This is a genomic window from Streptomyces sp. NPDC052687 (assembly GCF_040678395.1).
Taxonomy (GTDB): domain Bacteria; phylum Actinomycetota; class Actinomycetes; order Streptomycetales; family Streptomycetaceae; genus Streptomyces.
Genome location: NZ_JBFATR010000001.1, coordinates 565,161 through 590,882, shown reverse-complemented (window position 1 = coordinate 590,882; position 25,722 = coordinate 565,161). Strand labels below are relative to the sequence as shown.

24 protein-coding genes and 1 pseudogene are annotated in these 25,722 nt (G+C 72.7%); 12 read left to right on the top strand and 13 right to left on the bottom strand.

Features of this window, described 5'->3' with window-relative positions; all coding sequences use genetic code 11:
• Window positions 1–57: 57 nt before the first annotated feature.
• From AB0K92_RS02805 to AB0K92_RS02785, 5 genes are all read right to left on the bottom strand, one after another.
• Window positions 58–486, bottom strand: coding sequence for an ATP-binding protein (locus tag AB0K92_RS02805; RefSeq protein ID WP_365918705.1), 429 nt, complete (start codon window positions 484–486; stop codon window positions 58–60).
• Between the two features lie 134 nt (window positions 487–620).
• A complete protein-coding gene (locus tag AB0K92_RS02800; RefSeq protein ID WP_365918703.1) occupies window positions 621–1,046 on the bottom strand; it encodes a (deoxy)nucleoside triphosphate pyrophosphohydrolase in 426 nt (141 codons plus the stop codon).
• A gap of 24 nt (window positions 1,047–1,070) precedes the next feature.
• Entirely contained in the window at window positions 1,071–1,271 is a 201-nt protein-coding gene (locus AB0K92_RS02795; protein WP_365918701.1) for an SPOR domain-containing protein, read from the bottom strand.
• 380 nt (window positions 1,272–1,651) lie between these two features.
• Window positions 1,652–2,404, bottom strand: coding sequence for a GntR family transcriptional regulator (locus AB0K92_RS02790; RefSeq protein WP_365918699.1), 753 nt, complete (start codon window positions 2,402–2,404; stop codon window positions 1,652–1,654).
• 147 nt (window positions 2,405–2,551) lie between these two features.
• Window positions 2,552–3,814, bottom strand: coding sequence for a DUF4190 domain-containing protein (locus AB0K92_RS02785; RefSeq protein WP_365918697.1), 1,263 nt, complete (start codon window positions 3,812–3,814; stop codon window positions 2,552–2,554).
• Window positions 3,815–3,896: 82 nt separating this feature from the next.
• Between AB0K92_RS02785 and AB0K92_RS02780 the strand changes: the two genes are divergently transcribed.
• Complete coding sequence (locus tag AB0K92_RS02780; RefSeq protein ID WP_365918695.1) at window positions 3,897–5,105, top strand: serpin family protein; 1,209 nt, start codon at window positions 3,897–3,899, stop codon at window positions 5,103–5,105.
• A 7-nt stretch (window positions 5,106–5,112) separates the two neighbouring features.
• Here the strand turns inward: AB0K92_RS02780 and AB0K92_RS02775 are convergent, their stop codons facing one another.
• On the bottom strand, window positions 5,113–6,684 hold the full coding sequence (locus AB0K92_RS02775) for a S8 family peptidase (RefSeq protein ID WP_365918693.1): 1,572 nt from the start codon (window positions 6,682–6,684) through the stop codon (window positions 5,113–5,115).
• A 239-nt stretch (window positions 6,685–6,923) separates the two neighbouring features.
• The gene (locus AB0K92_RS02770) at window positions 6,924–7,754 is read right to left on the bottom strand and encodes an oxidoreductase (protein WP_365918690.1); all 831 of its coding nucleotides are present in this window, start codon (window positions 7,752–7,754) and stop codon (window positions 6,924–6,926) included.
• Between the two features lie 91 nt (window positions 7,755–7,845).
• Between AB0K92_RS02770 and AB0K92_RS02765 the strand changes: the two genes are divergently transcribed.
• Window positions 7,846–8,790: a LysR family transcriptional regulator gene (locus AB0K92_RS02765; RefSeq protein ID WP_365918688.1), complete on the top strand. Its 945-nt coding sequence runs from the start codon at window positions 7,846–7,848 to the stop codon at window positions 8,788–8,790.
• 108 nt (window positions 8,791–8,898) lie between these two features.
• Window positions 8,899–9,175 (top strand): annotated as a pseudogene (locus tag AB0K92_RS02760) (hypothetical protein); the annotation flags it as partial.
• 64 nt (window positions 9,176–9,239) lie between these two features.
• Here AB0K92_RS02760 and ychF read toward each other — a convergent pair.
• Window positions 9,240–10,328, bottom strand: a complete 1,089-nt coding sequence (ychF, locus tag AB0K92_RS02755) for a redox-regulated ATPase YchF (protein ID WP_365918686.1) — start codon at window positions 10,326–10,328, stop codon at window positions 9,240–9,242.
• Between the two features lie 165 nt (window positions 10,329–10,493).
• On the opposite strand from ychF, the gene AB0K92_RS02750 reads away from it, so the two are divergent.
• Window positions 10,494–11,213: a DUF6542 domain-containing protein gene (locus AB0K92_RS02750; RefSeq protein WP_365918684.1), complete on the top strand. Its 720-nt coding sequence runs from the start codon at window positions 10,494–10,496 to the stop codon at window positions 11,211–11,213.
• A 67-nt stretch (window positions 11,214–11,280) separates the two neighbouring features.
• Here the strand turns inward: AB0K92_RS02750 and ppgK are convergent, their stop codons facing one another.
• Together ppgK and AB0K92_RS02740 are read right to left on the bottom strand one after the other, a co-directional pair.
• Window positions 11,281–12,048, bottom strand: a complete 768-nt coding sequence (ppgK, locus tag AB0K92_RS02745; protein ID WP_365918682.1) for a polyphosphate--glucose phosphotransferase — start codon at window positions 12,046–12,048, stop codon at window positions 11,281–11,283.
• A gap of 114 nt (window positions 12,049–12,162) precedes the next feature.
• Window positions 12,163–13,191, bottom strand: coding sequence for a 4-hydroxy-3-methylbut-2-enyl diphosphate reductase (locus AB0K92_RS02740; RefSeq protein WP_206313126.1), 1,029 nt, complete (start codon window positions 13,189–13,191; stop codon window positions 12,163–12,165).
• A 486-nt stretch (window positions 13,192–13,677) separates the two neighbouring features.
• Here AB0K92_RS02740 and xseA point away from each other — a divergent pair, with 486 nt between their 5' ends.
• The 3 genes from xseA to AB0K92_RS02725 all read left to right on the top strand — a co-directional run bounded on the left by xseA (window position 13,678) and on the right by AB0K92_RS02725 (window position 15,859).
• Window positions 13,678–14,898: an exodeoxyribonuclease VII large subunit gene (gene xseA, locus AB0K92_RS02735; protein WP_365918680.1), complete on the top strand. Its 1,221-nt coding sequence runs from the start codon at window positions 13,678–13,680 to the stop codon at window positions 14,896–14,898.
• The gene (locus AB0K92_RS02730) at window positions 14,895–15,131 is read left to right on the top strand and encodes an exodeoxyribonuclease VII small subunit (protein ID WP_166002071.1); all 237 of its coding nucleotides are present in this window, start codon (window positions 14,895–14,897) and stop codon (window positions 15,129–15,131) included. Before xseA ends, AB0K92_RS02730 begins: the two co-directional genes overlap by 4 nt.
• 137 nt (window positions 15,132–15,268) lie before the next feature.
• The gene (locus AB0K92_RS02725) at window positions 15,269–15,859 is read left to right on the top strand and encodes a malonic semialdehyde reductase (protein WP_166002070.1); all 591 of its coding nucleotides are present in this window, start codon (window positions 15,269–15,271) and stop codon (window positions 15,857–15,859) included.
• Window positions 15,860–15,973: 114 nt separating this feature from the next.
• On the opposite strand, the gene AB0K92_RS02720 is transcribed toward AB0K92_RS02725, so the two are convergent.
• Window positions 15,974–16,510 carry a DUF4245 domain-containing protein gene (locus tag AB0K92_RS02720; protein ID WP_365918677.1) on the bottom strand — a complete coding sequence of 179 codons (537 nt, stop codon included), beginning with the start codon at window positions 16,508–16,510 and terminating at the stop codon, window positions 15,974–15,976.
• A gap of 127 nt (window positions 16,511–16,637) precedes the next feature.
• Here AB0K92_RS02720 and glpX point away from each other — a divergent pair, with 127 nt between their 5' ends.
• Window positions 16,638–17,669 carry a class II fructose-bisphosphatase gene (gene glpX, locus AB0K92_RS02715; RefSeq protein ID WP_166002068.1) on the top strand — a complete coding sequence of 344 codons (1,032 nt, stop codon included), beginning with the start codon at window positions 16,638–16,640 and terminating at the stop codon, window positions 17,667–17,669.
• 160 nt (window positions 17,670–17,829) lie between these two features.
• On the opposite strand, the gene AB0K92_RS02710 is transcribed toward glpX, so the two are convergent.
• Together AB0K92_RS02710 and AB0K92_RS02705 are read right to left on the bottom strand one after the other, a co-directional pair.
• A complete protein-coding gene (locus tag AB0K92_RS02710; protein WP_365918675.1) occupies window positions 17,830–18,207 on the bottom strand; it encodes a WhiB family transcriptional regulator in 378 nt (125 codons plus the stop codon).
• A 129-nt stretch (window positions 18,208–18,336) separates the two neighbouring features.
• Complete coding sequence (locus AB0K92_RS02705; protein WP_365918783.1) at window positions 18,337–19,014, bottom strand: DUF1707 domain-containing protein; 678 nt, start codon at window positions 19,012–19,014, stop codon at window positions 18,337–18,339.
• 205 nt (window positions 19,015–19,219) lie between these two features.
• Between AB0K92_RS02705 and AB0K92_RS02700 the strand changes: the two genes are divergently transcribed.
• The 4 genes from AB0K92_RS02700 (at window position 19,220) to AB0K92_RS02685 (ending at window position 25,633) form a co-directional block, all read left to right on the top strand.
• The gene (locus AB0K92_RS02700) at window positions 19,220–20,890 is read left to right on the top strand and encodes a fumarate hydratase (protein ID WP_365918673.1); all 1,671 of its coding nucleotides are present in this window, start codon (window positions 19,220–19,222) and stop codon (window positions 20,888–20,890) included.
• 185 nt (window positions 20,891–21,075) lie between these two features.
• A complete protein-coding gene (locus AB0K92_RS02695) occupies window positions 21,076–22,461 on the top strand; it encodes a class II fumarate hydratase (RefSeq protein WP_365918671.1) in 1,386 nt (461 codons plus the stop codon).
• Window positions 22,462–22,533: 72 nt separating this feature from the next.
• Window positions 22,534–23,226, top strand: a complete 693-nt coding sequence (locus AB0K92_RS02690) for a DUF402 domain-containing protein (RefSeq protein ID WP_365918669.1) — start codon at window positions 22,534–22,536, stop codon at window positions 23,224–23,226.
• Between the two features lie 295 nt (window positions 23,227–23,521).
• Complete coding sequence (locus AB0K92_RS02685) at window positions 23,522–25,633, top strand: SpoIIE family protein phosphatase (RefSeq protein WP_365918667.1); 2,112 nt, start codon at window positions 23,522–23,524, stop codon at window positions 25,631–25,633.
• The last annotated feature ends 89 nt before the right edge of the window (window positions 25,634–25,722 follow it).

The window sequence follows — 25,722 nt, the reverse complement described above, 5'->3', positions numbered from 1 at the left end:
AGTTGTGCGGGACCGGTGCGGCCGTTCACCCGATCATCGGCCCGCCACGGTACGCCCTCACGAGGGCACCGCGAGTTCGAACCAGACCGTCTTGCCCCGGTCACCGGGGCGGCTGCCCCAGCGACGCGAGGAGCGGGCGACCAGCTGCAGTCCGCGCCCGCTCTCGTCCTCGGGCCGGGCGTCGCGCTCGCGGGGCAGGTCCGGGAGCGGGTCGGAGACCTCCACGAGGAGCACGGCGGGCAGGCCGGCGGGGCGCAGCAGCCGTACGCCGATGGGGCCGGAGGCGTACCGCAGGGAGTTGGTGACGAGTTCGCTGACCAGCAGCACCGCCAGGTCACCGAGGCTGTCCAGGCCCCAGCCGTGCAGCTGGCCGCGGACGGCGGAGCGGGCGGTGCGCACGGCTCCCGGGTCGGCGGGAAAGGTCCACTCGGCGCAGTCGTCTTCGATGTCGAACACGCCGATCACATCCCAGGCGAACAAGCCCACCCATGTCCGTTTTCATGGGGTTAATGGGCACATACCCGATATCCGGGGGCAGTACCGTGCGGGAGGGCGCACTGTGGCACGAACGGCGTACCGGGGAGAAACGGCGTACGGGAGAGCAGGGGGCGCACCCGAGGTCATCGCCGCACGGTCGCCGCGTCGTCGCCGCCGAGGCGGGCGGTGACCTCGCGCACCGCGGGGACGTCGTGCTCCAGCCAGTCGACGTCCCAGATCTCCGCCGGGGTCAGCCAGCGCAGCGCGTCATGGTCCTGGAGGGGTTCGGGGGCGGCGGATCCGGGGCGCAGGCGCGCGGTCCACACGTGCAGGACGTACGGCTCGCGCAGGGGCCACTCCCCCGGCACGCGCTCGACGGCCTCCGTCTCGACGCCCAGTTCCTCGCGCAGTTCGCGGACGAGGGCGGCGTCCGGGCTCTCGCCGGGTTCCACCTTGCCGCCGGGCAGCTCCCAGCGGCCGGCCAGCTGAGGGGGCGCGCTGCGGCGCGCGGCGAGGAGGCGGCCGTCGTCGAGCAGGGCGGCTGCGACCACCACGGTCCGTCGGGTCATGCACCGGAGCCTATCCAGGGGCGGTCAGTCGAACGCGCTCTCCCCGCCCCGGCCGTTCTGGTCGACCCGCTGGACCCAGTAGAGCTGCTTGTGTCCGCGGCTGTCGAGGCTGTCCGCGATCTTCTGGGCCTCGGCGCGGGTCGCGTACCGGCCGACGCTGTAGCGATTGCCGTTGTCGTCCTGGCGTATGACGAGCCAGGGAAGAGTGACCGTACCGTCGTTCATCGCGCCCCTCCGCTTCCCGCCCCGCGCGCCCCGCCCGCTGAGGAAACCGCAATCCGCATATGCCCGAGCCTACGCCTAACCTTCACTCAGCGAATACGGCTTTTCACCAAGAGGTACGCAACAAGCCAGCGTCGAGGGGGCGCGCGGCGGCGAACGCGCCGTCGGCCCGAACCGGCGGATACGGTCAGCGGCATGTCCGCCATCGCGTAGGCGACCTGCGAGAACGACCGGATTTCAACCGGCGCGCACATCGTGGCCGATGAGCGGAGGCCCCCGGCGACCGCCGTCGGGGCGCACGCCGTCGGACGGCTGCGCGCTCCTGCGGCCCACGTGATTCCTGGGGGCGGCGCGCGCGACGCGGGGAGAGGCGGGAAAGGCGCCTACCTGACCGGCAGGTGGTACGCCACCCGGTAGCGGTCCGCCGGGATGACCACGTCGGCGGTCTCCACGGGGCGGCCGGAGGCGTAGAAGGTGCGCTGGACGACGAGGACGACATGGCCGGGGACGCCGCCGAGAGTGAGGAGTTCCTCGGCGAGGCCGGGGCGGGCGCCGACCTCCTCGGTGACGTTGTCGACGACGACGTCGATCGCGGCCATGCGCTCGACGACCCCCATGCCGCCCAGCGGGCCCTCCTCGGGCAGCATCACGGGGGTGCGGCCGGTGACGGCGAGGGGCTCCCAGGAGGTGGAGAGCATCATGGGCTCGCCGGCCTCCCGGTAGACGTACCGGGTGCGCATCACGCGGTCGCCGGGCTCGATCGCCAGCCGTTCCGCGATCACGCCGCTCGCCTCGGTCTGCTCGCTGCTGGACTCCCAGGTGCCGCGCACCGAGGCGTCGGCCTGCTCCTGGCGAAAGGGGGTGGCGGTGTCGGAGGGCCGGAACCCGGAGCGGGCGATCCGGCGGGGCACCGGCCGCTCACGCACGTACGTGCCGGACCCGGAGCGGCCCTCGACCAGGCCTTCGGCCATCAGCACCTTGCGCGCCTCCAGCGCCACCGTGTCCGAGACGCCGTACTCCTCGCGGATGCGGGCCTGGGACGGGAGGCGGGTGTGCGGCGGCAGCAGTCCGTCGACGATCTTCTTGCGGAGATCACCCGCGACACGCAGGTACGCCGGCTGCTCACCGAATGTCACTGGCCGCTCCCATCAGGTTGTACGGACAGCTACAGCGTGGCAACCGTAGGTTGTGAAGGGCAAGCAAAGGCCAGAGAATCACTCGATGTGATGACATGCGCCGGGGAGGGGCTTTACGCAGGCACTTTCTCCCCGCTATAGCCGTCTTCACACATCGAGATCGCCGCCGCTGTCCTCGCCGCCGTCGTAGTCGTACTCCGGCGGGCTGGTGTCCAGGCCCAGCGCCTCGCGCACGTCGATGGTCCGCGCGCCGTCGTAGAACGCGTACCCGGCGTCGTAGTGCTCGTAGAAGGCGTCCGGGTCGCCCGCCGTCGCGGCCTTCGCCCAGTGCCCGCGGGCCGTCCGCAGCTCCTTGACCAGGGCGGCGACGGGCTGTTCGGCGTCGCCGGTCCAGGTGCGCGCGCGCAGCGCCTCGGACTGGGCGGCGACCGCGTCGCGGACCTCGGCGGCCCACTCGGTGTTGGCGTCCAGGTCGTCCTCGGCGTAGGCCTCGGGCTCGCGGTCCAGGACCGCGTCGAGGGCGCGCACCGACTCCAGGTAGGCCAGCTGGTCCGCGTCGAGGGTGGTCGCGTCGTTGCGCAGCGAGCCGGTCAGGGTGCCCTTGCCGTCGGTGTTGCCGAAGACGCAGGTGATCTCGCGGTCGCCGAGCCGCCAGCTCTGCCGGGTCGGGGTGAGGTAGTACACGTCGACGTGGTCGGGCACGGCCCAGACGTCCATGGCGTAGTCGCCCTGGAGCGCGTAGCACTTGTCCTCGGCGATGCCCGTGAGGCGGTCGTCGCCGGGGTAGGAGCCGTCCGGCACGGTGACCGTGGCGAAGACCTCGCCGTCGTGCTCGCCCTCGCAGTCCACGATGTCGAGGTCGTACGTCTCGCCCTCCAGCGAGCCGCCGGGCGAGTCGAAGCACTGTCCCTTCTTCACCGACAGGGTCTCCTCGGCCGCGCCCTCCTTGAAGCCCTCCCAGACCTCGGAGGCGACCCCGGTGGGGATCGCGAGTGCCCACAGGACCAGCCCCAGGGACGACAGCGCCACGCCGGCGATCGCCATGCCCTTGCCGCGCTCGCCCCGCTTTCTGATCTGCCGCAGCGCCACCAGCCCCAGCACCAGCCCGACGGCCGGCAGGAAGCACAGCACGCCGAGCACGAGGGCGGCGATGGCGACCCCGTTGTGCGCGGGCTGCGGCGGCTGGGGGTAGGGGTTCCAGGCGCCGTACGGCGCGGGCGCGTAGGCGCCGGGCGGATACGCGCCCTGCGGATACGGGCCCGGTGGGTACGGGCCTTGGGCGTAGGGCCCCTGGGCGTACGGGTCCTGCGGGTGCGGGGCCTGGGCGTGGGGGCCCTGCGGAGGGGGAGCCGGGTACTGGCCCTGGGGGCCCTGGGGCTGCTCCGGCCCTGGGGGCGGGGGTGTGGACACGAGTACCGTGCTCCTGACTTCGATCACGAGGAACTGACGTGCGACGTGGGCGCATCGTAAGCACGGGACGGGCGGGGGCGACATGGGGGCCACGAAGGCGACGATCCGGGCGGTCAACGGGTTGACGGCGCGCTGGGCCCGCAAGGTCGAGGACGGCACCGTGCTCTCCGCGCCCGCGGTGTGGCCGCTGCTCGCCCTCCTCGCGGACGGCGCCGGGGGCGCGGCCCGCGGCGAACTCGCCGACGCGGTGGGGCTGCCGGCGGACCGGGCGGGAGCGGCGGCACGGGAGTTCCTGGCCGGGCTCGCGGGCCTGCGGGGCCTGGACACGGCCGTGGGGCTGTGGACCAAGCGCACGCTGGAGCTGCGGGAGGCGTGGCGCGCCGGGCTGCCCGCCGGGGCGCACGGGGTGCTGACCGGGGACGCCGGCGCCGACCGCGCCGCCCTCGACGCCTGGGCGGCCGAGCGGACCGGCGGGCTGGTCCGGCGCATGCCGGTGGAGGTGACGGACCGGACCGAACTGGTGCTGGCCGGTGCGCTGGCGATGCGCACGCGGTGGCTGCGGCCGTTCCGCGAGCAGGCCCTGTGCCCGGAGGGCGGACCGTGGGCCGGGCGGACGCTGCTCGGGCTGTGGCGCCGCAGCGAGGTGCTGGACCGGGTCGGCGTCGCGGACACCGCGCACGGCTTCGTCACCGAGCTGAAGGTGCTGGGCGGCAACGCGCTGGACGTGCATCTGCTGCTCGGCGAGGAGCACATGACACCGGGTCAGGTGCTGGCGGCGGGGGTGGACGTCCTCGCCGGCCGGTGTCCCGTCGTGCCCGGTCCGCGGTTGCCGTACGGCGAGGCGGGTCCGGGGCTGCGGGTCGTGCGGGAGCGGTCCGCCCGCCCGCGGCCGCCGGTGCTGGACGTGACGACGGCGGCGTACGACCTCACCGGCGGCCACGATCTGCTGGAGCGGCACGCGCTGTTCGGTCTCACCACGGCGCGGGACGACCGGGCCGGGCACTTTCCCGGTGTCAGCGCCTTCCCGCTCGCCGTCGGCTCCGCCCGGCAGGCCGCGATGGCGAGGTTCGGGGCCTTGGGCTTCGAGGCGGCGGCGGTGACGGCGATCGGCCTGCCCGGCGGCGGAGTTCCCCGGCTGCGCTGGCTCGTCACCACCGTCGAGGCCCGCTACGACCGTCCCTTCGGCTTCCTCGCCGTGCACCGTCACACGCGGCTCGTCCTCGCGGCGGGCTGGGTCACGGACCCGGAGCCCTTCCGCGAGGACGAGGAGGTTCACTGGACGCAGGACTGACGGAACGTCAGAACTGCAGTGCCCAGGCGTCGATCCGCCCGGTGTCCAGGTTGGCGTTGTCGCTCACCCGCAGCTTCCAGGTGCCGTTGGCGGGCTCCGCGGAGGCGTTGACCGAGTAGGTGGTGGCGATGTTGTCCGAGCTGCCGCCGGTGCCGTAGCCCTTCAGCGTGTACGCCGTGCCGTCGGGCGCGATCAGCTGGACCTGGAGGTCGCCGATGTAGGTGTGGACGATGTTCACCTCGACGGCGAGGGTCGCGGGCGCGTTGCCGGAGACCCCGGAGACGGTGATCGGGGACTCGACGGTGGCGTTGTCGTTGATCGCGTAGTCAGCGGTGTTCTCGAACCGCGGTCCGGGCGGGGTGGTGGTGCCGCCGCCGACGTACAGCAGCCGGTTGGGCGATCCGGTGCCCGGGTTGGTGACGACGTTCGGGGTGGCGGCGGTCGTCAGCGCGGAGGACACCTGGGCGGGCGTGGCCGTGGGGTTGTCGGCCAGGTAGAGGGCCGCCGCGCCGGCCACGTGCGGGGTCGCCATGGACGTGCCGGAGATGGTGTTGGTGGCGGTGTCGCCGCTGTTCCAGGCGGAGGTGATGGACGAGCCCGGGGCGAACAGGTCGAGGACCGTGCCGTAGTTGGAGTAGCTGGCGCGGGCGTCGGAGGAGGTCGTGGCGCCGACCGTGATCGCCTCGGTGACGCGGGCGGGCGAGCGGGTCGAGGCGTTGGTGTTCTCGTTGCCCGCCGCGACGGCGAAGGTGACACCGGTGGCGATGGCGTTGCGTACGGCGGTGTCGATCGCGGTGTCGGCGCCGCCGCCGAGGGACATGTTGGCGACGGCCGGCTTGACCGCGTTCCGGGCGACCCAGTCGATGCCGGCGACGACCTGGGCGGTGGTGCCGGAGCCGGAGTTGTTCAGCACCCGGACGCCGACGATCCGCGCCTTCTTGGCGACGCCGTACGCGTTGCCCGCGACGGTGCCGGCGACGTGGGTGCCGTGGCCGTGGCCGTCCTGGGCGACGTTGTCGTTGTCGATGGCGTCGTAGCCGTTGGCGGCGCGGCCGCCGAAGTCGCTGTGGCTGATGCGGACGCCGGTGTCGATGACGTACGCGGTCACGCCCTGCCCGGCGGAGTCGGGGTAGGTGTACGCGTTGTTCAGCGGCAGGGCGCGCTGGTCGACGCGGTCCAGGCCCCAGGAGGGCGGGCTGGGCTGGGTGGCGTCGATGCTCAGGGTGCGGTTCTGCACGACGGAGGCGACGGCCGGGTCGGCGGCGAGCCGCTTCGCCTCGGCCTCGGAGGCCTCGATCGCGTAGCCGTTGAGCGCCTTGGTGTAGGTGCGCTCGATGACCGCGCCGTACTTCTTCGCGAGGGCGCGGCCCTCGGCGGAGCCGGAGCGGGCCCGGTCGGCCTTGAGGGTCACGATGTAGCTGCCGGCGACGGCGTTCGCCGCGTCCTCGTACTGGATGCGGCCTTCGGCGGCGGCGGGCGGCGCGGAGACGAGGCCCGCGGCGAGGGCCGCGGTGCTCGCGAGGGCGAGGGCGGCCAGTCTTCGCCGGGTGGTGCCGTGGGGAGTACGCATCACTGCCATCTGAGGGATCCTCCTCATCGGTGGTGCGTGGGTGGGGTCACGCGCCGAATGGCAGGATCATGTCAATCCCGTCGCCACACGGTCGCGTCAGCCGAAAGATTGAGGCCTCCACAGGAATTGCACAAGGGCTCTGCACAGATGGAACGGCGGCGTCTCAGATGTCGCGTGAGCCGCCGCCACCTCCGCCGGAGACGGAACGCGCCTCCGGCGAAGGCCGGCCGGGAGCCCTCGTGACCTCGTCAGGCGTCGAAGCCGGTGTCCCGGGTGCGCTTCTCCCAGGCCGTCACCTCGCCGCGCACCTGGTCCAGGTGGCCGAGGACGGCGGTGACCGCGTCGTCGCCGAGCGGCAGGTGCAGCGGGGTCTGCTCGGCCTCCAGGGCGGCGCGGATCAGGGCCGCCGCCTTCGCCGGGTCACCGGCCTGGCTGCCGTCGCCGTTCGCCACGTACCCACGGGTCTGGGTGACCTTCGGGTACGCCCCGCTGTCCGGGCTGAAGCCGGCCCGGTTGCCCTCGAACAGCGAGGTGCGGAAGGCCCCCGGCTCCACGATGACCACCTTGATGCCGAACTCCGCCACCTCGTCGGCGAGCGCCTCCGACAGGCCCTCCAGCGCGAACTTCGTCCCGCTGTACGCGCCGAACCCGGCGAACGACAGCTGCCCGCCCACGCTGCTCATCTGCACGATCGCGCCCGAGCGCCGCTCCCGCATGTGCGGCAGCACCGCCCGGACGAGCGCGGCGGGCCCGAAGACGTGCAGATCGAACAGGGCCCGCAGCTCCTCGTCGGTGGTCTCCTCCACGGCGCCCACGTGCGTGCGGCCCGCGTTGTTGACCAGGACGTCGATCCGCCCGTGCCGGGCCACCACGTCCCGGACGGCGCCTTCCGCGGCGGCCGTGTCGGTGACGTCCAGGCGCAGCGCCTCCATCTGGTCGGGATGCTCGGCCACCAGATCGTCCAGGGCCTCCGTGCGCCGCGCGGCCCCCACCACCACGTCCCCGGCGGCCAGCGCCGCCTCGGCGATCGCCCGCCCGAAACCGCTGCTCGCGCCCGTGATCAGCCAGACCTTGCTCATGTGTCCGCTCCTCGTACGACTGTCGTGACGCGAACAAGCCTGCGGGGAAACGATGTTGTCCGTCCAAGATTTCCGGTGATAACCGTGAGGCATGACAACGGACGTGCACAGCAAGGGACTTCGCGCCTTCGTGGCCGTCGCCGAGGAACTGCACTTCACCCGCGCGGCCGACCTGCTGTACGTGTCGCAGCCGGCCCTCAGCAAGCAGATCCGCTCGCTGGAACGCGAGTTGGGCGTGGAGCTGTTCCGGCGTGACCGGCACAGCGTGGCGCTGACCGAGGCGGGCGAGGCACTGCTGCCGCACGCCCGGCAGGCACTGGAGGCCTGGGAGGAGGGGGCCGGCGCGGTCGCGCGGGTCCGGGCCGCCCGGCAGACCACGCTCGTGGTCGGCATGAGCACCAGCCCCGGCCGGGGCGGGCTGCTCCCCGCGATCCGCTCCCGCTTCTCCGCCGCGCACCCGGAGGCCACCGTACGCCTGCGCCAGGTGAGCTGGGAGGACCCGACCGCGGGCCTCGCGAACGGCGAGGCCGACGTCGCCTTCGTCTGGCTGCCGCTGCCCGGAGCCGGCCGCTACGCCTGGACCGTGGTCGCCGAGGAACCCCGCCTGGTCGCCCTGCCCGAGACCCATCCCCTCACCGCCCGTCCCGAGGTGGACTTCGCCGACCTGCTCGACGAGCCCTTCCTCGCCCTGCCGCCGAGCGCCGGCGTCCTGCGCGACCACTGGCTCGCCCTGGACGCCCGGGGCGGCCGTCCCCCGCGCGTCGGCGCGGAGATCGCCGGCACCGAGGAGACGTACGAGGCACTGGTCGGCGGTCTCGGCGTGTGCCTGGTGGCGGAGGGCAACGCCCCGCTGCTCACCCTCGGCGGCGTCGTCACCCGCCCGGTCCGCGGCATCGGCCCGACCCGCTACGCCCTGGCCTGGCGGCGCACGGACGGCGGGCGGGCGCTGGTGCGGGGGTACGCGCAGGCGTGCCGGCGGGTGCGGGACTCGGGAGCGCGTCACCGGGGAGCCCGCGGTGCCGCGTCCGGCCGGTGAACGAGCGCGGGCGACTCCCCCTCTTCCCCCCTGTGCACTTCCCGAGGATCATCCGGTTCGTCCGTCGCGCCACGGACCGGCGGCGCCGCCCCGGGGCGGCGCGCTCCCGTGTGGCCGCTGCCGGTGCTGTGGACGCTCGCCCTGGGCCTGTGAGGGCTGTCGCGGCAGGGCCGCGTAGGGCGCGACGAGGCCGCGACCTGGCAGGTGGCCCGGCGTTCCACCGCGAGATCCGCCACCTGCTGGAGAACGTGGACGTGGTGCACGGCTGCTACTACCGCTGATGCACCCGCCGTTCGCGTGCTTCGGCGCGGGCACGACGCCCCTGCGGCTGCCCTCGGTGCCGGCCATGGCCGTGGCGGCGGGGTGCGTGATCACCACATTGGGCGTCATGCGGTGATCGTGCGTCGAAGTTCTTCCGCACCGGGCCCGGACCGCACGACCGGCTGCCGCTACACGTTGAAGCGGAACTCCACCACGTCCCCGTCCTGCATCACGTAGTCCTTGCCCTCCATGCGCGCCTTGCCCTTGGCGCGGGCCTCGGCGACCGAGCCGGCCTCGACGAGGTCGTCGAAGGAGATGACCTCGGCCTTGATGAAGCCCTTCTGGAAGTCGGTGTGGATGACGCCGGCGGCCTCGGGGGCGGTGGCGCCCTTCTTGATGGTCCAGGCGCGGGATTCCTTGGGGCCGGCCGTGAGGTAGGTCTGCAGGCCCAGGGTGTCGAAGCCGACGCGGGCGAGGGTGGCGAGGCCGGGCTCGGTGGCGCCGACGGACTCCAGCAACTCCATGGCGTCCGCCTCGTCCAGCTCGGCGAGGTCCGCCTCCAGCTTGGCGTTCAGGAAGATCGCCTCCGCCGGGGCGACCAGGGCGCGCTGCTCGTTCTTGAAGTCCTCGTCGGTCAGCTCGTCCTCGTCGACGTTGAAGACGTAGAGGAACGGCTTGGTGGTGAGCAGGTGCAGGTCGTGCAGGAGCTCCGCGCGCTCGCTGCCCTGGACGATGCCGTGCGCGAAGAGGGTGTCACCCTTCTCCAGGATGTCCTTGGCCTCCTCGACGGCCTTGACCTTGGGCGCGACGTCCTTCTTGATCCGCGACTCCTTCTGGAGGCGGGGCAGGACCTTCTCGATGGTCTGGAGGTCGGCGAGGATCAGCTCGGTGTTGATCGTCTCGATGTCGTCCTTCGGCGAGACCTTGCCGTCGACGTGGACGACGTTCTCGTCCTTGAAGGCGCGGATGACCTGACAGATCGCGTCGGACTCGCGGATGTTCGCGAGGAACTTGTTGCCCAGGCCCTCACCCTCGGACGCCCCGCGCACGATGCCCGCGATGTCCACGAAGTCGACCGTCGCCGGCAGGACGCGCTCCGACTTGAAGATCTCGGCCAGCTTCGCCAGGCGGGGGTCGGGGACGCCGACCACACCGACGTTGGGCTCGATCGTGGCGAACGGGTAGTTGGCCGCCAGCACGTCGTTCTTGGTCAGGGCGTTGAACAGGGTCGACTTGCCGACATTCGGCAGACCGACGATTCCGATCGTGAGCGACACGTTGCGACTTCCCGTACGTGAGAGATGAGGACTGGCAGAGTGGGCCGATCCACCAGTCTACGGGGTACCTGTCCGGGACCGGCGATGCGTCGGACGCTGCGCCGAGCCGGGCGCACGGCGTGTCGGACGGGCTATTCGGCACATAAAACGACCTAAGTTGGGCCAGTGGAGCAACACAGGACACGTTCCCCTCAGCAGCACGGACCGCGCCGCGGCACCTCGCCGCCCCTGCCGCCGCAGGCGACACGAGGCGGCGGGGGCCGTACGCCCGCCCCCCGGCAGGGCGCACAGCAGCCGAAGCAGGGCGCGCAACAGCCGCGACAAGGCGCACAGCAGCCCCGGCAGCCGCGTTCGCAGCCGCCGCGGCCGCCGGCGCGTCCGGCCTCGCCGGCCCGTCCACCACGGTCCGGGCGGCCCGCGCCGCAGCGCGACGCGGGGTCCGTCCGCCGGTCCGCTCCCCCGCCCGCCCAGGCGCCGCTCCGGCTGCCCAATCCGCGGCTGACCGGGCTGGGCTGCGGCCTGTTCTGCGGCACGCTGATGCTCACCCTCGGCTTCCTCGACCGGCTGCTCTTCGGGGCCTCGCCCCTCGTGTACGGCGTGCTGTTCCTGCCGGTGTGCGCGCTGACCGGGCTCTGGGTGCGCCGCGGCGACCTGGTGACCGCGCCGGTCGCCGTCCCGATCGCCTTCGCCCTCGGCCTGTTCCCGATCACCCACGCCGACGGCTTCGGCTCCCGCCTCATGGCCCTGTTCACCGCGCTGGCCACGCAGGCCGGCTGGCTGTACGGCGGCACGCTGATCGTCGGTTCGATCGTCACCGTGCGGAAGGTGAGGCTGATGGCCCAGCGGGCCGCGGTGGCCCGCCGCCGACCGGCCACCGGCGCCTAAGGGGGCGTCCGCCCTGTGGCGACGCCCCCGCGCCCGCGAGGCCGGTCGGCCGGTTCCGTCCGGCCGGTCAGGCCCGCCTGCCGCCGCTCGCTCCGTCCTGCGCCGCGTGCATCGCCGCTCCCACGATGCCCGCGTTGTTCTGCAGCCCGGCCGGGACGATCTCGGCCTTGATGCCCTCGATGTAGTGCAGGAACTTGTGCGCCTTGCGGCTGACGCCGCCGCCGATGATGAACAGCTCGGGCGAGAACAGCATCTCCACGTGGGCGAGATAGCGCTGCACGCGGGCGGCCCACTCCTGCCAGGACAGGTCGTGGTCGTCCTTGGCCTTGCTGGAGGCCCGCTTCTCCGCGTCGTGGCCGTCGAGCTCCAGGTGGCCCAGCTCGGTGTTGGGCAGGAGCCTGCCGTCGGTGAAGACGGCGCTGCCGATGCCGGTGCCGAAGGTCAGCAGGATCACCGTGCCCCTGCGGTCGCGGCCCGCGCCGAAGGCGACCTCGGCGACGCCCGCCGCGTCCGCGTCGTTCACCACCGTCACCGGCAGGCCGCCGAGCCGCCCGGAGATCAGCGCGCGGGCGTCGGTGTCGATCCAGCTCCGGTCGACGTTCGCCGCCGTACGCACCGTGGCTCCGCCGGTGACCACTCCCGGGAAGGTCAGCCCCACGGGCCCGGTCCAGCCGAAGTGGTCGACGACCTGCTTGACCGCGTCGGCCACCGCGTCGGGCGTCGCCGGGTGCGGAGTGAACACCTTGTGGCGCTCCTCCGCCAGGTCGCCCCTGTCCAGGTCCACCGGGGCACCCTTGATGCCCGATCCGCCGATGTCCACGCCGAAGATCTGCATGGCTCCACGTTACGACGGACGACTGACAGTCACTCCACCGCTCACCGCACTTCCCCGCGGACGGTCACTTCCCCGCCGAGGGTCCCCTGCCGGCGGTCGCTCCCCCGCCGAGGGTCACTCCCCGGCGGCGCTCACCGCCGGACCCGCCCCGCCGCGCTCGGCCGCCAGCGCCGCCGCCTCCTCGCGCAGGTCCCGGCGCAGCTCCTTCGGCAGCGAGAAGGTGATGGACTCCTCGGCCGCCTTGACGATCTCGACGTCCTCGAAGCCGCGCTGCGCCAGCCACTCCAGCACCTGCTCGACCAGCACCTCTGGCACGGAGGCACCCGAGGTGACGCCGACCGTGGTGACGCCCTCCAGCCAGGCCTCGTCGATCTCGTCGGCGAAGTCCACCAGGTACGCGGCGCGGGCGCCGGCGAGCTTGGCGACCTCCACCAGCCGCTTGGAGTTGGAGGAGTTGCGGGAGCCGACGACGATCACCAGGTCGGCCTCGGCGCCCATCTGCTTCACCGCGAGCTGGCGGTTCTGCGTGGCGTAGCAGATGTCGTCGCTCGGCGGGGAGATCAGCTGCGGGAACTTCTCCTTCAGGGCGTCGACGGTCTCCATGGTCTCGTCCACGGAGAGGGTGGTCTGGGACAGCCACACCACCTTCGACGGGTCGCGGACCTCGACCTTCGCGACGTCGCCCGGGCCGTCGACCAGCTGGATGTGGTCGGGGGCCTCGCCGGAGGTGCCGATGACCTCCTCGTGGCCCTCGTGACCGATCAGGAGGATGTCGTAGTCCTCCTTGGCGAAGCGGACGGCCTCCTTGTGGACCTTGGTGACCAGCGGGCAGGTCGCGTCGATGGTGGCGAGCCGGCCGCGCTTGGCCTCCTCGTGCACGACGGGCGCCACCCCGTGCGCCGAGAACATCACGATGTTCCCCGGGGGCACCTCCTCGGTCCGCTCGACGAAGATCGCGCCCTTCTTCTCCAGGGTCTGCACCACGTACTTGTTGTGGACGATCTCGTGCCGGACGTAGATCGGAGCCCCGTACTGCTCCAGGGCCTTCTCGACGGCGATCACGGCGCGGTCCACACCCGCGCAGTAACCACGGGGGGCGGCGAGCAGGACACGGCGGCCAGGCGAAGCAGTCATGGCACCCATCGTAAGGCCGCGTTCGGCGGTCGGAGATCGCGTGCCCGCCGCGTCCCCGGGGAGACCGGCGGGAGGGTGCGAGCGGTGCACGCGGGGAGAGCGGGCGGGGACTCGTCGCCGCCGCGGGGACTCGTCGCCGGCCGGATGGCGATGCCGGCCTGTCCGCCGGTCGCCTGTCCGGTCGCCGGGATCGCGCTGGAGGAGCTGGTCCCCGGGGTCTGTCCCGCAGGGACGCCGCGGTGCCGCGCGGGGCGCTGCTGTGCGCGGCGATCACCGTCGCCGTGAACGTGGAGGCGTCGGAGGCGGCGCGCGTCGCGGGCGCCGTCCAGCCCGGCGGTGGGGCCGGTGGGGCTGGTCGTCCGGCGGGGCCGCGCGGGCTCCGGCGCGGAGGGCCGAGCCGTGCGCGCGGAGGACGCCCCCGGTCGTGGCGGCACGTACCACGGCACCGGGACGCGCCACCCCGGATTGTCAGTCACTGCCGTTACGCTCACGGACATGGCTGTGAACACGTCCGCGGAATCCCCGCTCCCCGTCGGTGAGGTGTCGCGGCTCATCGGGGGCTGGATCGACCGGCTCGGCGCGGTGTGGGTCGAGGGGCAGATCACCCAGCTGTCCCGGCGGCCGGGCGCCGGCGTGGTGTTCCTGACCCTGCGCGACCCGTCGTACGACATCTCGGTGAGCGTGACGTGCTACCGGCAGGTGTTCGACGCGGTGGCCGACGTGGTGAGCGAGGGCGCCCGCGTGGTGGTGCTCGCGAAGCCGGAGTGGTACGCGCCGCGGGGCCAGCTGTCGCTGCGCGCGACCGAGATAAGGCCCGTGGGCGTCGGCGAGCTGCTGGCGCGGCTGGAGCAGCTGAAGAAGGCGCTGGCCGGTGAGGGGCTGTTCGCGCCGGAGCGCAAGAAGCCGCTGCCCTTCCTGCCCCAGCTGATCGGCCTGGTCTGCGGCCGGGCGTCGGCGGCCGAGCGGGACGTGCTGGAGAACGCCCGGCACCGCTGGCCGCACGTGCGCTTCGAGGTGCGCAACGTCGCGGTGCAGGGCGTGCACGCCGTGCCGCAGGTGGTGCAGGCGGTGAAGGAGCTCGACGAGATCGACGACGTCGACGTGATCATCGTCGCGCGCGGCGGCGGCAGCGTGGAGGACCTGCTGCCGTTCTCCGACGAGCAGCTGGTGCGCGCGGTGGCCGCGTGCCGGACGCCGGTGGTGTCGGCGATCGGCCACGAGCCCGACAACCCGCTCCTCGACTACGTGGCGGACCTGCGCGCCTCCACCCCGACCGACGCGGCCAAGAAGGTCGTGCCGGACGTCGGCGAGGAGCTGGAGCGGGTGCGGCAGCTGCGCGGCCGCGCGCGGCGCTGTGTGGAGGCTTTCGTCGACCGGGAGGAGCGGGGCCTGGCGCACGCGCTGGCGCGGCCGGCCATACAGAATCCGCACCGGATGATCGACGAGCGCGCCGACCTGGTGGACTCGCTGACCGAGCGGGGCCGCCGCTGCCTGGGCCACCTCCTGGACCGCGCCGAGTCCGAGCTGGCCCACACCCACGCGCGCGTGGTGGCCCTGTCGCCCGCGGCCACGCTCCAGCGGGGGTACGCCGTGCTCCAGAAGGCCGACGGGCACGTGGTCCGCGATCCCGGCGAGGTCGCGGCGGACGAGCCGCTGCGCGCGCGGGTGGCCGAGGGCGAGTTCTCCGTACGAGTCGAACCTAGGGTGAGTGGATGACCAGCAAGGTGGATGAGGCGCTCGGGTACGAGCAGGCCCGGGACGAGTTGATCGAGGTCGTACGCCGGCTGGAGGCGGGCGGTACGACGCTGGAGGAGTCCCTGGCGCTCTGGGAGCGCGGCGAGGAGCTGGCCAAGGTGTGCCGGCACTGGCTGGAGGGGGCGCGGGCGCGGCTGGACGCGGCGCTGGCGGAGGAGGCCGCGGCGGAGGAGGCGGAGGCCGAGCGGGAGTAGCGGCGGCCGTTCGGCGCCGGAATTGCGGCAGTGCGGGCTGTGAAGCGGATCACCACGCTCCCCTTTTGGTTGAACGTTGAACTTCAACGACGTAAGGTCGACGTCGTTCAGCACCACCCGTGGAAAAAGGTTCGACCATGTCCCTCGTTCTTGACCCCGCCGCCCAGGACCTGCTCTTCCGTGAGGCCCGCACCGCGAACACCTTCACCGACGAGCCGGTGACCGACGAGCAGGTCCGGGCGATCTACGACCTGGTCAAGTACGGCCCGACCGCGTTCAACCAGTCCCCGCTGCGCATCACCCTGGTCCGCTCCGCCGAGGCCCGCGAGCGCCTGGTGCGGCACATGGCCGAGGGCAACCAGCCCAAGACGGCCACCGCCCCGCTGGTCGCGATCCTCTCCGCGGACAACGAGTTCCACGAGGAGCTGCCCGCGCTCTTCCCGCACTTCCCGCAGGCCAAGGACGTCTTCTTCGCCGAGCGCCCGGTGCGGGAGAACGCCGCCGCGCTGAACGCCGCCCTGCAGGCCGCGTACTTCATCATCGGCGTCCGCGCCGCCGGTCTCGCCGCCGGCCCGATGACCGGGCTGGACTTCGAGGGCGTCCGCAAGGAGTTCCTGGACGACGACCACACCCCGCTGATGGTGGTCAACATCGGCAAGCCGGGCCCGGACGCCTGGTTCCCGCGCTCCCCGCGGCTGTCGTACGAGCAGGTCGTCACCACCGTCTGAGTCCGCCACCGTCTCAGTCCGCCGCGGCGGCGCACGGACGTCGGGACGGACACACGAAGGGCCCCGGCACCCGCCGGGGCCCTTCGTCTGTCGCGGCGGCCCGCGCCCGCCGGCTCACGCCGGCTTCAGCGCCGCCGCCATCTGCTTCAGCTGGGCGAAGGAGCCCGTCCCCGCCACGACGGTCGTCGCGCCGCCGGCGCCCTTCGCGTCCGCCGGGAGCACCAGCGCGTCGTAGCGGCCGCCGGTCCAGCGCGTCCAGGTGCGGCCGTCGATCCGCTCGGTGACCTTGGTCGCGTGGGCGCCCTTGGTCGCCTCGTCGATGAACTTCGACGGCTTCTCGGTGGACTGCTTGACCTGGACGTACTCGCCGTCGGGCGTGTGGAAGCCCAGGTGCCAGGTGTCGTTCTCGGCCCCCTGGTACCGCACCGAGGTCGCCTTCCAGTCCGCCGGCAGGCCCTCCGGCGCGGCCACCGGGTACGGCGCCGCGCGGCGGGCCGTGAGCAGCTCGACGCGGTAGTCGACCGGCTTCAGCACCGGTTCCTTGTCCTCGTGCGGGATGAAGAGGTACATGACCCCTCCCGCGAGCAAGGTCACGCCCAGGGAGAACATCATGCTCCGGGCCGTCTTCTGCTTGCCGTTCGTACCTGCCACACCTCTATCGTCGCAGGTGCCCCGGTCCGCTCATCCGTGGGGTGCCCTGCTCATTTTGTCGCCCTGACGATAGAGTCATGGCCAACACCCTCATCCGGCCGTCGTCGTATCAGAAAGGTGCGCTCCGATGACCGAGCATCATCTGCCGTCCGAGCTCGATGTCCCCTCCGAGGCTCCCGACCGCAACCTCGCCCTGGAACTCGTCCGCGTGACCGAGGCAGCGGCGATGGCCGCCGGCCGCTGGGTGGGACGCGGCGACAAGAACGGCGCCGACGGTGCCGCGGTGCGTGCCATGCGGACCCTCGTCTCCACCGTCTCCATGAACGGCGTCGTCGTCATCGGCGAGGGCGAGAAGGACGAGGCGCCGATGCTCTTCAACGGGGAGCGGGTCGGTGACGGGACCGGGCCCGAGTGCGACATCGCCGTCGACCCGATCGACGGGACCACCCTGACCGCCAAGGGCATGCCGAACGCGATCGCCGTGCTGGCGGCGGCGGAGCGCGGGTCCATGTTCGACCCGTCCGCCGTGTTCTACATGGACAAGCTGGTCACCGGACCCGAGGCGGCCGACTTCGTCGACATCGACGCGCCGGTGGCGGTCAACATCCGCCGCGTCGCCAAGGCCAAGCGGTCCACGCCGGAGGACGTGACGGTCGTCATCCTCGACCGGCCGCGGCACGAGGGGATCATCCAGGAGATCCGGGAGACCGGGGCGCGGATCAAGCTGATCTCGGACGGCGACGTCGCCGGCTCCATCCTGGCGCTGCGCGAGGGCACGGGCGTGGACCTGCTGCTCGGCATCGGCGGTACGCCCGAGGGCATCATCTCGGCCTGCGCGGTGAAGTGCCTCGGCGGCACCATCCAGGGCAAGCTGTGGCCGAAGGACGAGGAGGAGAAGCAGCGGGCGATCGACGCGGGGCACGACCTCGACCGCGTGCTGACCACCGAGGACCTGGTCACCGGGGAGAACGTGTTCTTCGTCGCCACCGGCATCACCGACGGTGAGCTGCTGCGGGGTGTGCGGTACCGGTCGGAGACGGCGACGACCGACTCGATCGTGATGCGGTCGAAGTCCGGGACGGTGCGGCGGATCGACTCGGAGCACCGGCTGAGCAAGCTGCGCGCGTACAGCGCGATCGACTTCGACCGCGCGAAGTAACGGTTGTTCAGGGGGCTTCGAGCGGCCTCCGAGCCCCGCGACCCTGAGGGTGGGACCTCTCGCCCGGCGTCGAGCGGTCCCCCGGCGAAAAGCGTCGGCCACGCGCAAAGAGAACGGCGCCCCCTGTGCGGAGGGGGTGCCGTTTCGCGTGTGCGGGCGGTCAGCCCGCCGCCGCTATCTGGCTCGCCGCCCGCGCCGCCTTCTTCAGTTCCAGGTCGCGGCGGCGGCGCCGGGCCAGGACGACGCGGCGTTCGGCGGCGGTCAGGCCGCCCCACACGCCGTACGGCTCGGGCTGGAGAAGGGCGTGCTCGCGGCACTCGACCATCACCGGGCAGCGCGCGCACACGCGCTTGGCCGCCTCCTCGCGCGACAGGCGCGCGGCGGTGGGTTCCTTGGAGGGCGCGAAGAACAGTCCGGCCTCGTCGCGCCGGCACACCGCCTCGGTGTGCCAGGGGGCGTCCTGGTCCCTGTCTCGCGCCGGCACCCGCGGGGCCGGTACAGCAGCTACCTGCAGGGACGAAGGCGGCGGTTGCAGCACGGTCTACTCCTGACGACGGCTTCGCGAGCGAGAGACGATGCAGCAAGGTCTACCCGCTGTACGCGCGCCTATGCAGGGAGTCCCCGACCGCCTGGTCGGTCTCCCGCGCCGGGGCCCGATTCACATCCGTCAACGGTTGTGGCGCCCCCGCAAACCCCGCTCGGCCGTGCGCCGGACGCGGTCGAGGATGTCCGCGACGGTCCTTCCCCGCCGGGGACGGGCCTCGACGTTCCCCAGGACCGCCCAGCCGTCGACGTAGACGACCGGCGCGTCCGGGTCCTCCGCGTCCAGCGAGTCCACCTCGAACTGGCCGAGCACACCGCCGCCGGTGCCGCGCAGCGAGACGTTCTCGGGGACGGTGACCTCGACGTGCCCGAAGAGCGAGAAGGCCTTCACCACGACCTGCTGGTACTCGAACAGCGCCTCGCTGAGGTCGATCTCGACGCTGCCGAAGACCGCGTACGCGTGGATCCGGCGTCCGGCCCGCCAGCGGCCCTTGCGCAGCGCGGCGCTGAACACCGCCACCACGTTCTCGTCCGGGTAGGGCGGCAGGGCGGCGGTGGGGCGGTCCGGCGCGAGGCCGTACGGGCTCGCGGCCGCGCGCTGCCGGTGGCCGCCGGGCAGGTCGCGCACCAGCGGGTCCAGCTCGCCGACCGTCCGGGCCCGGAAGGCCTCCGCGACCCGCTCGGCGTGCTCCTCGGGGGTGAGGCGGCCCTCGGCGAGGGCCTGGCCGAGGAGGTCCGCGACGCGGTCACGGTCGGCGTCGGAGGCGCGCAGTCCGGGGTCGGGGCGGCCGGGGTCGCGCAGCTGCGAGGCGCGTCGGGAGGCCGGCGCGGTCTGCTTCTGAAGGTCCACGACAGCAGCGTAGCGAAACACGATAGATCGCGACAGCCCCGCACGGCCGGGAACTGAGCCTTACCTCACAGACCCGCCGTCGGAGCCAGGTTCTACGCTGGGGGACGCTGCCAATGGAGGCCAGCCGCTGTCTGTCGTGAGTGAGGAATGGGCGAGGATGCCTGAGTTCGCGTACACCGATCTGCTCCCCATGGGAGAGGACACCACCCCGTACCGGCTGGTGACCTCCGAGGGTGTCTCGACGGTCGAGGGGCCGGACGGGCGGACGTTCCTGAAGGTGGAGCCGGAGGCGCTGCGGAAGCTGGCCGAGGAGGCGATCCACGACATCCAGCACTACCTGCGCCCGGCGCACCTGGCGCAGCTGCGGCGGATCATCGACGACCCCGAGGCGTCGAGCAACGACAAGTTCGTGGCGCTGGACCTGCTGAAGAACGCGAACATCGCGGCCGCGGGCGTGCTGCCGATGTGCCAGGACACCGGCACGGCGATCGTCATGGGCAAGCGCGGGCAGAACGTGCTGACCGAGGGCCGCGACGAGGAGGCCCTGTCGCGCGGCATCTACGACGCCTACACCAAGCTCAACCTGCGGTACTCGCAGATGGCTCCGCTCACCATGTGGGAGGAGAAGAACACCGGCTCCAACCTGCCGGCGCAGATCGAGCTGTACGCCACCGACGGCGGTGCCTACAAGTTCCTGTTCATGGCGAAGGGCGGCGGCTCCGCCAACAAGTCCTTCCTGTACCAGGAGACGAAGGCCGTCCTGAACGAGGCCTCCATGATGAAGTTCCTGGAGGAGAAGATCCGTTCGCTCGGCACGGCCGCCTGCCCGCCGTACCACTTGGCGATCGTCGTCGGCGGTACGTCGGCGGAGTACGCGCTGAAGACCGCGAAGTACGCCTCCGCGCACTACCTGGACGAGATCCCCACCGAGGGTTCGCCGCTCGGGCACGGCTTCCGGGACAAGGAGCTGGAGGAGAAGGTCTTCGAGCTGACCCAGAAGATCGGGATCGGGGCGCAGTTCGGCGGCAAGTACTTCTGCCACGACGTGCGGGTGGTCCGGCTGCCGCGGCACGGCGCGTCCTGCCCCGTCGCCATCGCCGTCTCCTGCTCCGCCGACCGGCAGGCCGTCGCGAAGATCACCGCCGAGGGCGTGTTCCTGGAGCAGCTGGAGACCGACCCGGCGCGGTTCCTGCCGGACACGACGGACGCGCAGCTGGAGGAGGCCGGGGACGTCGTCAAGATCGACCTGAACCAGCCGATGGACGACATCCTGGCCGAGCTGACGAAGTACCCGGTCAAGACGCGGCTGTCGCTGTCCGGTCCGCTGGTGGTGGCGCGGGACATCGCGCACGCGAAGATCAAGGAGCGGCTGGACGCGGGCGAGGAGATGCCGCAGTACCTGAAGGACCACCCGGTGTACTACGCCGGGCCCGCGAAGACGCCCGAGGGCTACGCGTCGGGCTCGTTCGGGCCGACGACGGCCGGGCGGATGGACTCCTACGTCGAGCAGTTCCAGGCGGCCGGCGGCTCCAAGGTGATGCTGGCGAAGGGCAACCGCAGCAAGCAGGTCACCGACGCGTGCGCCGCGCACGGCGGGTTCTACCTGGGCTCCATCGGCGGCCCGGCGGCCCGGCTCGCCCAGGACTGCATCAAGAAGGTCGAGGTCGTCGAGTACGAGGAGCTGGGGATGGAGGCGGTCTGGAAGATCGAGGTCGAGGACTTCCCCGCGTTCATCGTGGTCGACGACAAGGGCAACGACTTCTTCCAGAACCCGGCTCCGGAGCCGACGTTCACCCACATCCCGGTGCGGGGCCCCGGGCTGGCGTAGTGCCGTGGGTCGCGGCGGGGACGGATCTCGCCCCCGCCGCCCCTGCCCGTCCCCTCCCCACGGGGCTGCCGCCCCTTCGGTCCCGCCCAGGGGTCTCCGCCCCCTGGGCAACTTCTTCCTAGCCCTTCCGGGGGGCGGCCCGAGCCCCCCGGAACATCACACCGGCGTCGATCGCTATAGCCGGTATGAGCGAATACCGCATCGAGCACGACTCCATGGGCGAGGTCCGGGTCCCCGCGGACGCGAAGTGGCGGGCGCAGACGCAGCGGGCGGTGGAGAACTTCCCGATCTCCGGGCAGCGGATCGAGCGGGCGCACATCGAGGCGCTGGCGCGGATCAAGGCCGCGGCGGCGAAGGTGAACGCCCGGCTGGGAGTGGTGGACGAGGACATCGCGCAGGCCGTCCAGGAGGCGGCCGCGGAGGTCGCGGAGGGGCGCTGGGACGAGCACTTCCCCGTGGACGTGTTCCAGACGGGGTCCGGGACCTCGTCGAACATGAACACCAACGAGGTCATCGCCACCCTCGCCAGTGAGCGGCTGGGCAAGCCGGTGCACCCCAACGACCACGTCAACGCCTCGCAGTCCTCCAACGACGTCTTCCCGTCCTCCATCCACATCGCCGCCACCGCCGCCGTCACCCGTGACCTGATCCCCGCGCTGGAGCACCTCGCCGCCGCCCTCTCCCGCAAGGCGGAGGAGTTCGCGGACGTCGTGAAGTCGGGGCGGACGCACCTGATGGACGCGACGCCGGTGACGCTGGGCCAGGAGTTCGCGGGCTACGCCGCGCAGGTGCGGTACGGGGTGGAGCGGCTGCGGGCGTCCCTGCCCCGGCTCGCCGAACTGCCCCTGGGCGGAACCGCCGTCGGCACCGGCATCAACACGCCGCCCGGTTTCTCCGCCGCCGTCATCGAGGAGGTCGCCCGGGCCACCGGGCTGCCGCTCACCGAGGCCCGCGACCACTTCGAGGCGCAGGGCGCCCGCGACGGGATCGTGGAGACCAGCGGTCAGCTGCGGGTCATCGCCGTGTCGCTGACGAAGATCGCCAACGATCTGCGGTGGATGGCCTCCGGCCCCCGCACCGGGCTCGCCGAGATCTCCCTGCCCGACCTCCAGCCGGGCTCGTCGATCATGCCCGGCAAGGTCAACCCGGTCATCCCCGAGGCCACCCTCATGGTCGCCGCGCAGGTCATGGGCAACGACGCCACCATCGCCGCCGCGGGAGCCGCCGGCAACTTCGAACTCAACGTCATGCTGCCGGTCATCGGGAAGAACGTGCTGGAGTCCGTCCGGCTGCTCGCCAACGTGTCGCGGCTGCTCGCCGACCGCACCGTCGACGGCATCGTCGCCCACCGCGAACGCGCCCGCGAGTACGCCGAGTCGTCGCCCAGCGTCGTCACCCCGCTCAACAAGTACATCGGATACGAGGAGGCCGCCAAGGTCGCCAAGACGGCGCTCGCGCAGCGGAAGACGATCCGGCAGGTGGTGCTGGAGAGCGGCTACGTCGAGCGCGGCGACCTCACCGTCGAGCAGCTCGACGAGGCGCTGGACGTCCTGCGGATGACACGTCCGTGACCGTGGGTTCCGCGCGTGTGAACCGTGACGCGTACCGCAGCGTCGTATGACAACGGCACCTAATATCTGTGCATGGCGGACGACGGAACGGTGAGAGACGTGGAAGCGGGCGGCGCGAAGGCCTTCTGGGCGCCCGGGAGTCAGATCCTGTGGCGGTACCGGGAGAACTCCGGCGAACGCTTCCACATCGCGCGCCCCGTCACCGTCGTACGCGACGACGAGGAGGTGCTGGCCGTCTGGATGGCGCCCGGCACCGAGTGTGTGAAGCCGGTGCTCGCCGACGGCACGCCCGTGCATCTGGAGCCGCTGGAGACCCGCTACACCAAGCCGCGCACCGTGCAGCGCGACCGCTGGTTCGGCACCGGCGTGCTGAAGCTGGCCCGGCCGGGCGAGCCGTGGTCGGTGTGGCTGTTCTGGGAGCCGGGCTGGCGGTTCAAGAACTGGTACGTGAACCTGGAGGAGCCGCTGGCCCGCTGGGACGGCGGGGTCGACTCCACCGACCACTTCCTGGACATCTCCGTGCACCCGGACCGCAGTTGGCACTGGCGCGACGAGGACGAGTTCGCCCAGGCGCAGCGGGACGGCCTGGTGGACGACCGGCTCGCCGAGCGGGTGCGGGCGGCGGGGCGGGACGCGGTGGAGGTGATCCGTGCCTGGGGCCCGCCGTTCTCGGACGGCTGGCAGCACTGGCGCCCGGATCCGTCCTGGTCCGTCCCCGTCCTCCCGGACGACTGGGATCGCACGCCCGCGCACCTGTCCTCATGAGACCCTTGATGCGCCCCCGGGCAAGAAACGTAGGATCGTCCTCCGCAAGAGCGCGCGGCGGCAACTCCCGGGGCGCGCAACGGGCCTGACCACATGTCACCGAGGGGCGGCAGGACGTGAGCGAGGGGTACGAGCGCACTGGCCGTGCGGGCCGCGGCCGGTCCGCGAGTGGCACGGGAACAACCTCTGACCACGCGGGAAATCCGTTCCCCGGGCACGTATTCGGGGTATCGGCCTTCCTGCGGGACGAACTGCAGCGGCGCACGCGGAACGCGCGGCGCGCAGCCCCGGACGGATGGATGCGACACGCGTGACGGAGCAGCCGACCTCCTTCGAGCGCCCCCAGGCGGGCACCGACCCCGCGGATCCCCGCGGGGCGCTCCTGCGTGCCCCGGGGCCACAGCGCCCCGCGCCCGGCGCCGCCGGATTACCCCAGGCCCAGGCACAGGCCCAGGCCCGCGGTGCCGGTGAGACGCCTCCGGGCGCGCCGGTGGCCGCGGTGTCCGACGGCACCGGACCCGAGCACTCCCAGCCGGCCGCCGCCGAGTCGATGGGCGCGCCCCCCGTGCGGGCGAAGCCGGGCGTGGGGGAACACCGCCCCCGTCCCGCGTCGGCGCCGGACGCCATCCCGGTCCAGCCGCCCGGGCTGGAGCAGGAGCGCCGTACCGGCCAGGGCCTGCCGCCCGGCCGGCCCACGCCCATGCGCCGGGACGGCGACCGGCTGCGCTTCGTGGGCGCCGCGACCCGGCGGATCGCCCGCGGCATCGACCTGGACGAGATCGTGATGGGGCTGTGCCGGGCGACCGTGCCGACCTTCTCCGACGCGATCCTGGTCTACCTGCGCGACCCGCTGCCGGTCGGCGACGAGCGGCCCACCGGCCCGGTGGTGCTGCGGCTGCGCCGCACCGACCGCATCCCGGAGGAGCGGGACACCGAGGGCGGTTTCCTGCCGGTGTTCCAGCCGGAGCCGTCCGAGCTGTCCGCGCTCACCGCGGAGCTGTGCGAGGTGCGCCCCGGCGGCGCCCTCAACGAGGTGCTGCGCGGCGTGCGTCCGGTGTTCGCGGACGCGCCCGCCGCCCGTGCCGCGCTGCCCGAACTCCTCGGCGAGGACGGCGAGTCGCTCGTCCCGGGCGGCCAGCGGGCCATCCTCGCGCCGCTGCGCGGGCGCCGCCGGGTGATCGGCGCGGCCGTGTTCCTGCGCGGCCCGGAGCGGGTCGCGTTCGAGGCGGACGACCTCCTCGTGGCCGCGCAGCTGGCCACGCACAGCGCGCTCGGCATCGACAAGGCGGTGCTGTACGGCCGGGAGGCGTACATCGCCGACGAGCTGCAGCGCACCATGCTCCCGGAGACGCTGCCGCAGCCGACCGGCGTGCGGCTCGCCTCGCGCTATCTGCCCGCCGCGGAGACCGCGCGGGTGGGCGGTGACTGGTACGACGCGATCCCGCTGCCCGGCAGCCGCGTGGCGCTCGTGGTGGGTGACGTCATGGGCCACTCCATGACCTCCGCCGCGATCATGGGCCAGCTGCGGACGACCGCGCAGACCCTCGCCGGGCTTGACCTGCCGCCGCAGGAGGTGCTGCACCACCTCGACGAGCAGGCCCAGCGGCTGGGCACCGACCGGATGGCGACCTGCCTGTACGCCGTCTACGACCCGGTCTCGCACCGCATCACCATCGCCAACGCCGGCCATCCGCCGCCCGTGCTGCTGCACCTGGGCGGGCGCGCGGAGGTGCTGCGGGTGCCCGCGGGCGCCCCGATCGGGGTGGGCGGCGTGGACTTCGAGGCCGTCGAGCTGGACGCGCCCGCCGGGGCGACGCTGCTGCTCTACACCGACGGTCTGGTCGAGTCCCGGCTGCGGGACGTGTGGACCGGCATAGAGCAGCTGCGCGAGAAGCTCGCCGCGACCGCGCAGCTCACCGGGCCCGACCACCCGCCGCCGCTGGAGGCGCTGTGCGACGAGGTGCTGGACATGCTCGGGCCGGGCGACCGGGACGACGACATCGCGCTGCTCGCGGCACGCTTCGACGGGATCGCGCCGAGCGATGTCGCCTACTGGTACCTGGAGCCGGAGGACGCCGCGCCCGGCCGGGCCCGGCGGCTGGCCCGCCGGGCGCTGGCCCGGTGGGGGCTGGAGGAGCTGACCGACTCGGTGGAGCTGCTGGTCAGCGAGGTCGTCACCAACGCGGTGCGGTACGCCACGCGGCCGGTCACGCTGCGGCTGCTGCGCACCGACGTGCTGCGCTGCGAGGTCGGCGACGACGTGCCGCAGCTGCCGCGGCTGCGGCAGGCCCGGGCCACCGACGAAGGCGGGCGCGGGCTGTATCTCGTCAACCGGATGGCTCGGCGGTGGGGAGCGACCCGGCTCAGCACCGGGAAGGTCGTCTGGTTCGAGCTGAACCGGATATAGCGGAACCGAATACAGCGGACCGGATACAGCGCCGCACCCGCCGGATGACGTCGTCGTCCGGCGGGTGCGGCGCAAGAGCCTTGCTGGTC

What these genes read in the sequence shown, in the direction of transcription:
- AB0K92_RS02800 (WP_365918703.1), bottom strand. Translation starts at nt 1,046, where the DNA reads ATGACCCGACGGACCGTGGTGGTCGCAGCCGCCCTGCTCGACGACGGC.
- AB0K92_RS02795 (WP_365918701.1), bottom strand. Translation starts at nt 1,271, where the DNA reads ATGAACGACGGTACGGTCACTCTTCCCTGGCTCGTCATACGCCAGGAC.
- AB0K92_RS02780 (WP_365918695.1), top strand. Translation starts at nt 3,897, where the DNA reads ATGGGGGCCACGAAGGCGACGATCCGGGCGGTCAACGGGTTGACGGCG.
- AB0K92_RS02775 (WP_365918693.1), bottom strand. Translation starts at nt 6,684, where the DNA reads ATGGCAGTGATGCGTACTCCCCACGGCACCACCCGGCGAAGACTGGCC.
- AB0K92_RS02770 (WP_365918690.1), bottom strand. Translation starts at nt 7,754, where the DNA reads ATGAGCAAGGTCTGGCTGATCACGGGCGCGAGCAGCGGTTTCGGGCGG.
- AB0K92_RS02765 (WP_365918688.1), top strand. Translation starts at nt 7,846, where the DNA reads ATGACAACGGACGTGCACAGCAAGGGACTTCGCGCCTTCGTGGCCGTC.
- ppgK (WP_365918682.1), bottom strand. Translation starts at nt 12,048, where the DNA reads ATGCAGATCTTCGGCGTGGACATCGGCGGATCGGGCATCAAGGGTGCC.
- AB0K92_RS02740 (WP_206313126.1), bottom strand. Translation starts at nt 13,191, where the DNA reads ATGGGTGCCATGACTGCTTCGCCTGGCCGCCGTGTCCTGCTCGCCGCC.
- xseA (WP_365918680.1), top strand. Translation starts at nt 13,678, where the DNA reads ATGGCTGTGAACACGTCCGCGGAATCCCCGCTCCCCGTCGGTGAGGTG.
- AB0K92_RS02730 (WP_166002071.1), top strand. Translation starts at nt 14,895, where the DNA reads ATGACCAGCAAGGTGGATGAGGCGCTCGGGTACGAGCAGGCCCGGGAC.
- AB0K92_RS02725 (WP_166002070.1), top strand. Translation starts at nt 15,269, where the DNA reads ATGTCCCTCGTTCTTGACCCCGCCGCCCAGGACCTGCTCTTCCGTGAG.
- glpX (WP_166002068.1), top strand. Translation starts at nt 16,638, where the DNA reads ATGACCGAGCATCATCTGCCGTCCGAGCTCGATGTCCCCTCCGAGGCT.
- AB0K92_RS02700 (WP_365918673.1), top strand. Translation starts at nt 19,220, where the DNA reads ATGCCTGAGTTCGCGTACACCGATCTGCTCCCCATGGGAGAGGACACC.
- AB0K92_RS02695 (WP_365918671.1), top strand. Translation starts at nt 21,076, where the DNA reads ATGAGCGAATACCGCATCGAGCACGACTCCATGGGCGAGGTCCGGGTC.
- AB0K92_RS02690 (WP_365918669.1), top strand. Translation starts at nt 22,534, where the DNA reads ATGGCGGACGACGGAACGGTGAGAGACGTGGAAGCGGGCGGCGCGAAG.
- AB0K92_RS02685 (WP_365918667.1), top strand. Translation starts at nt 23,522, where the DNA reads ATGGATGCGACACGCGTGACGGAGCAGCCGACCTCCTTCGAGCGCCCC.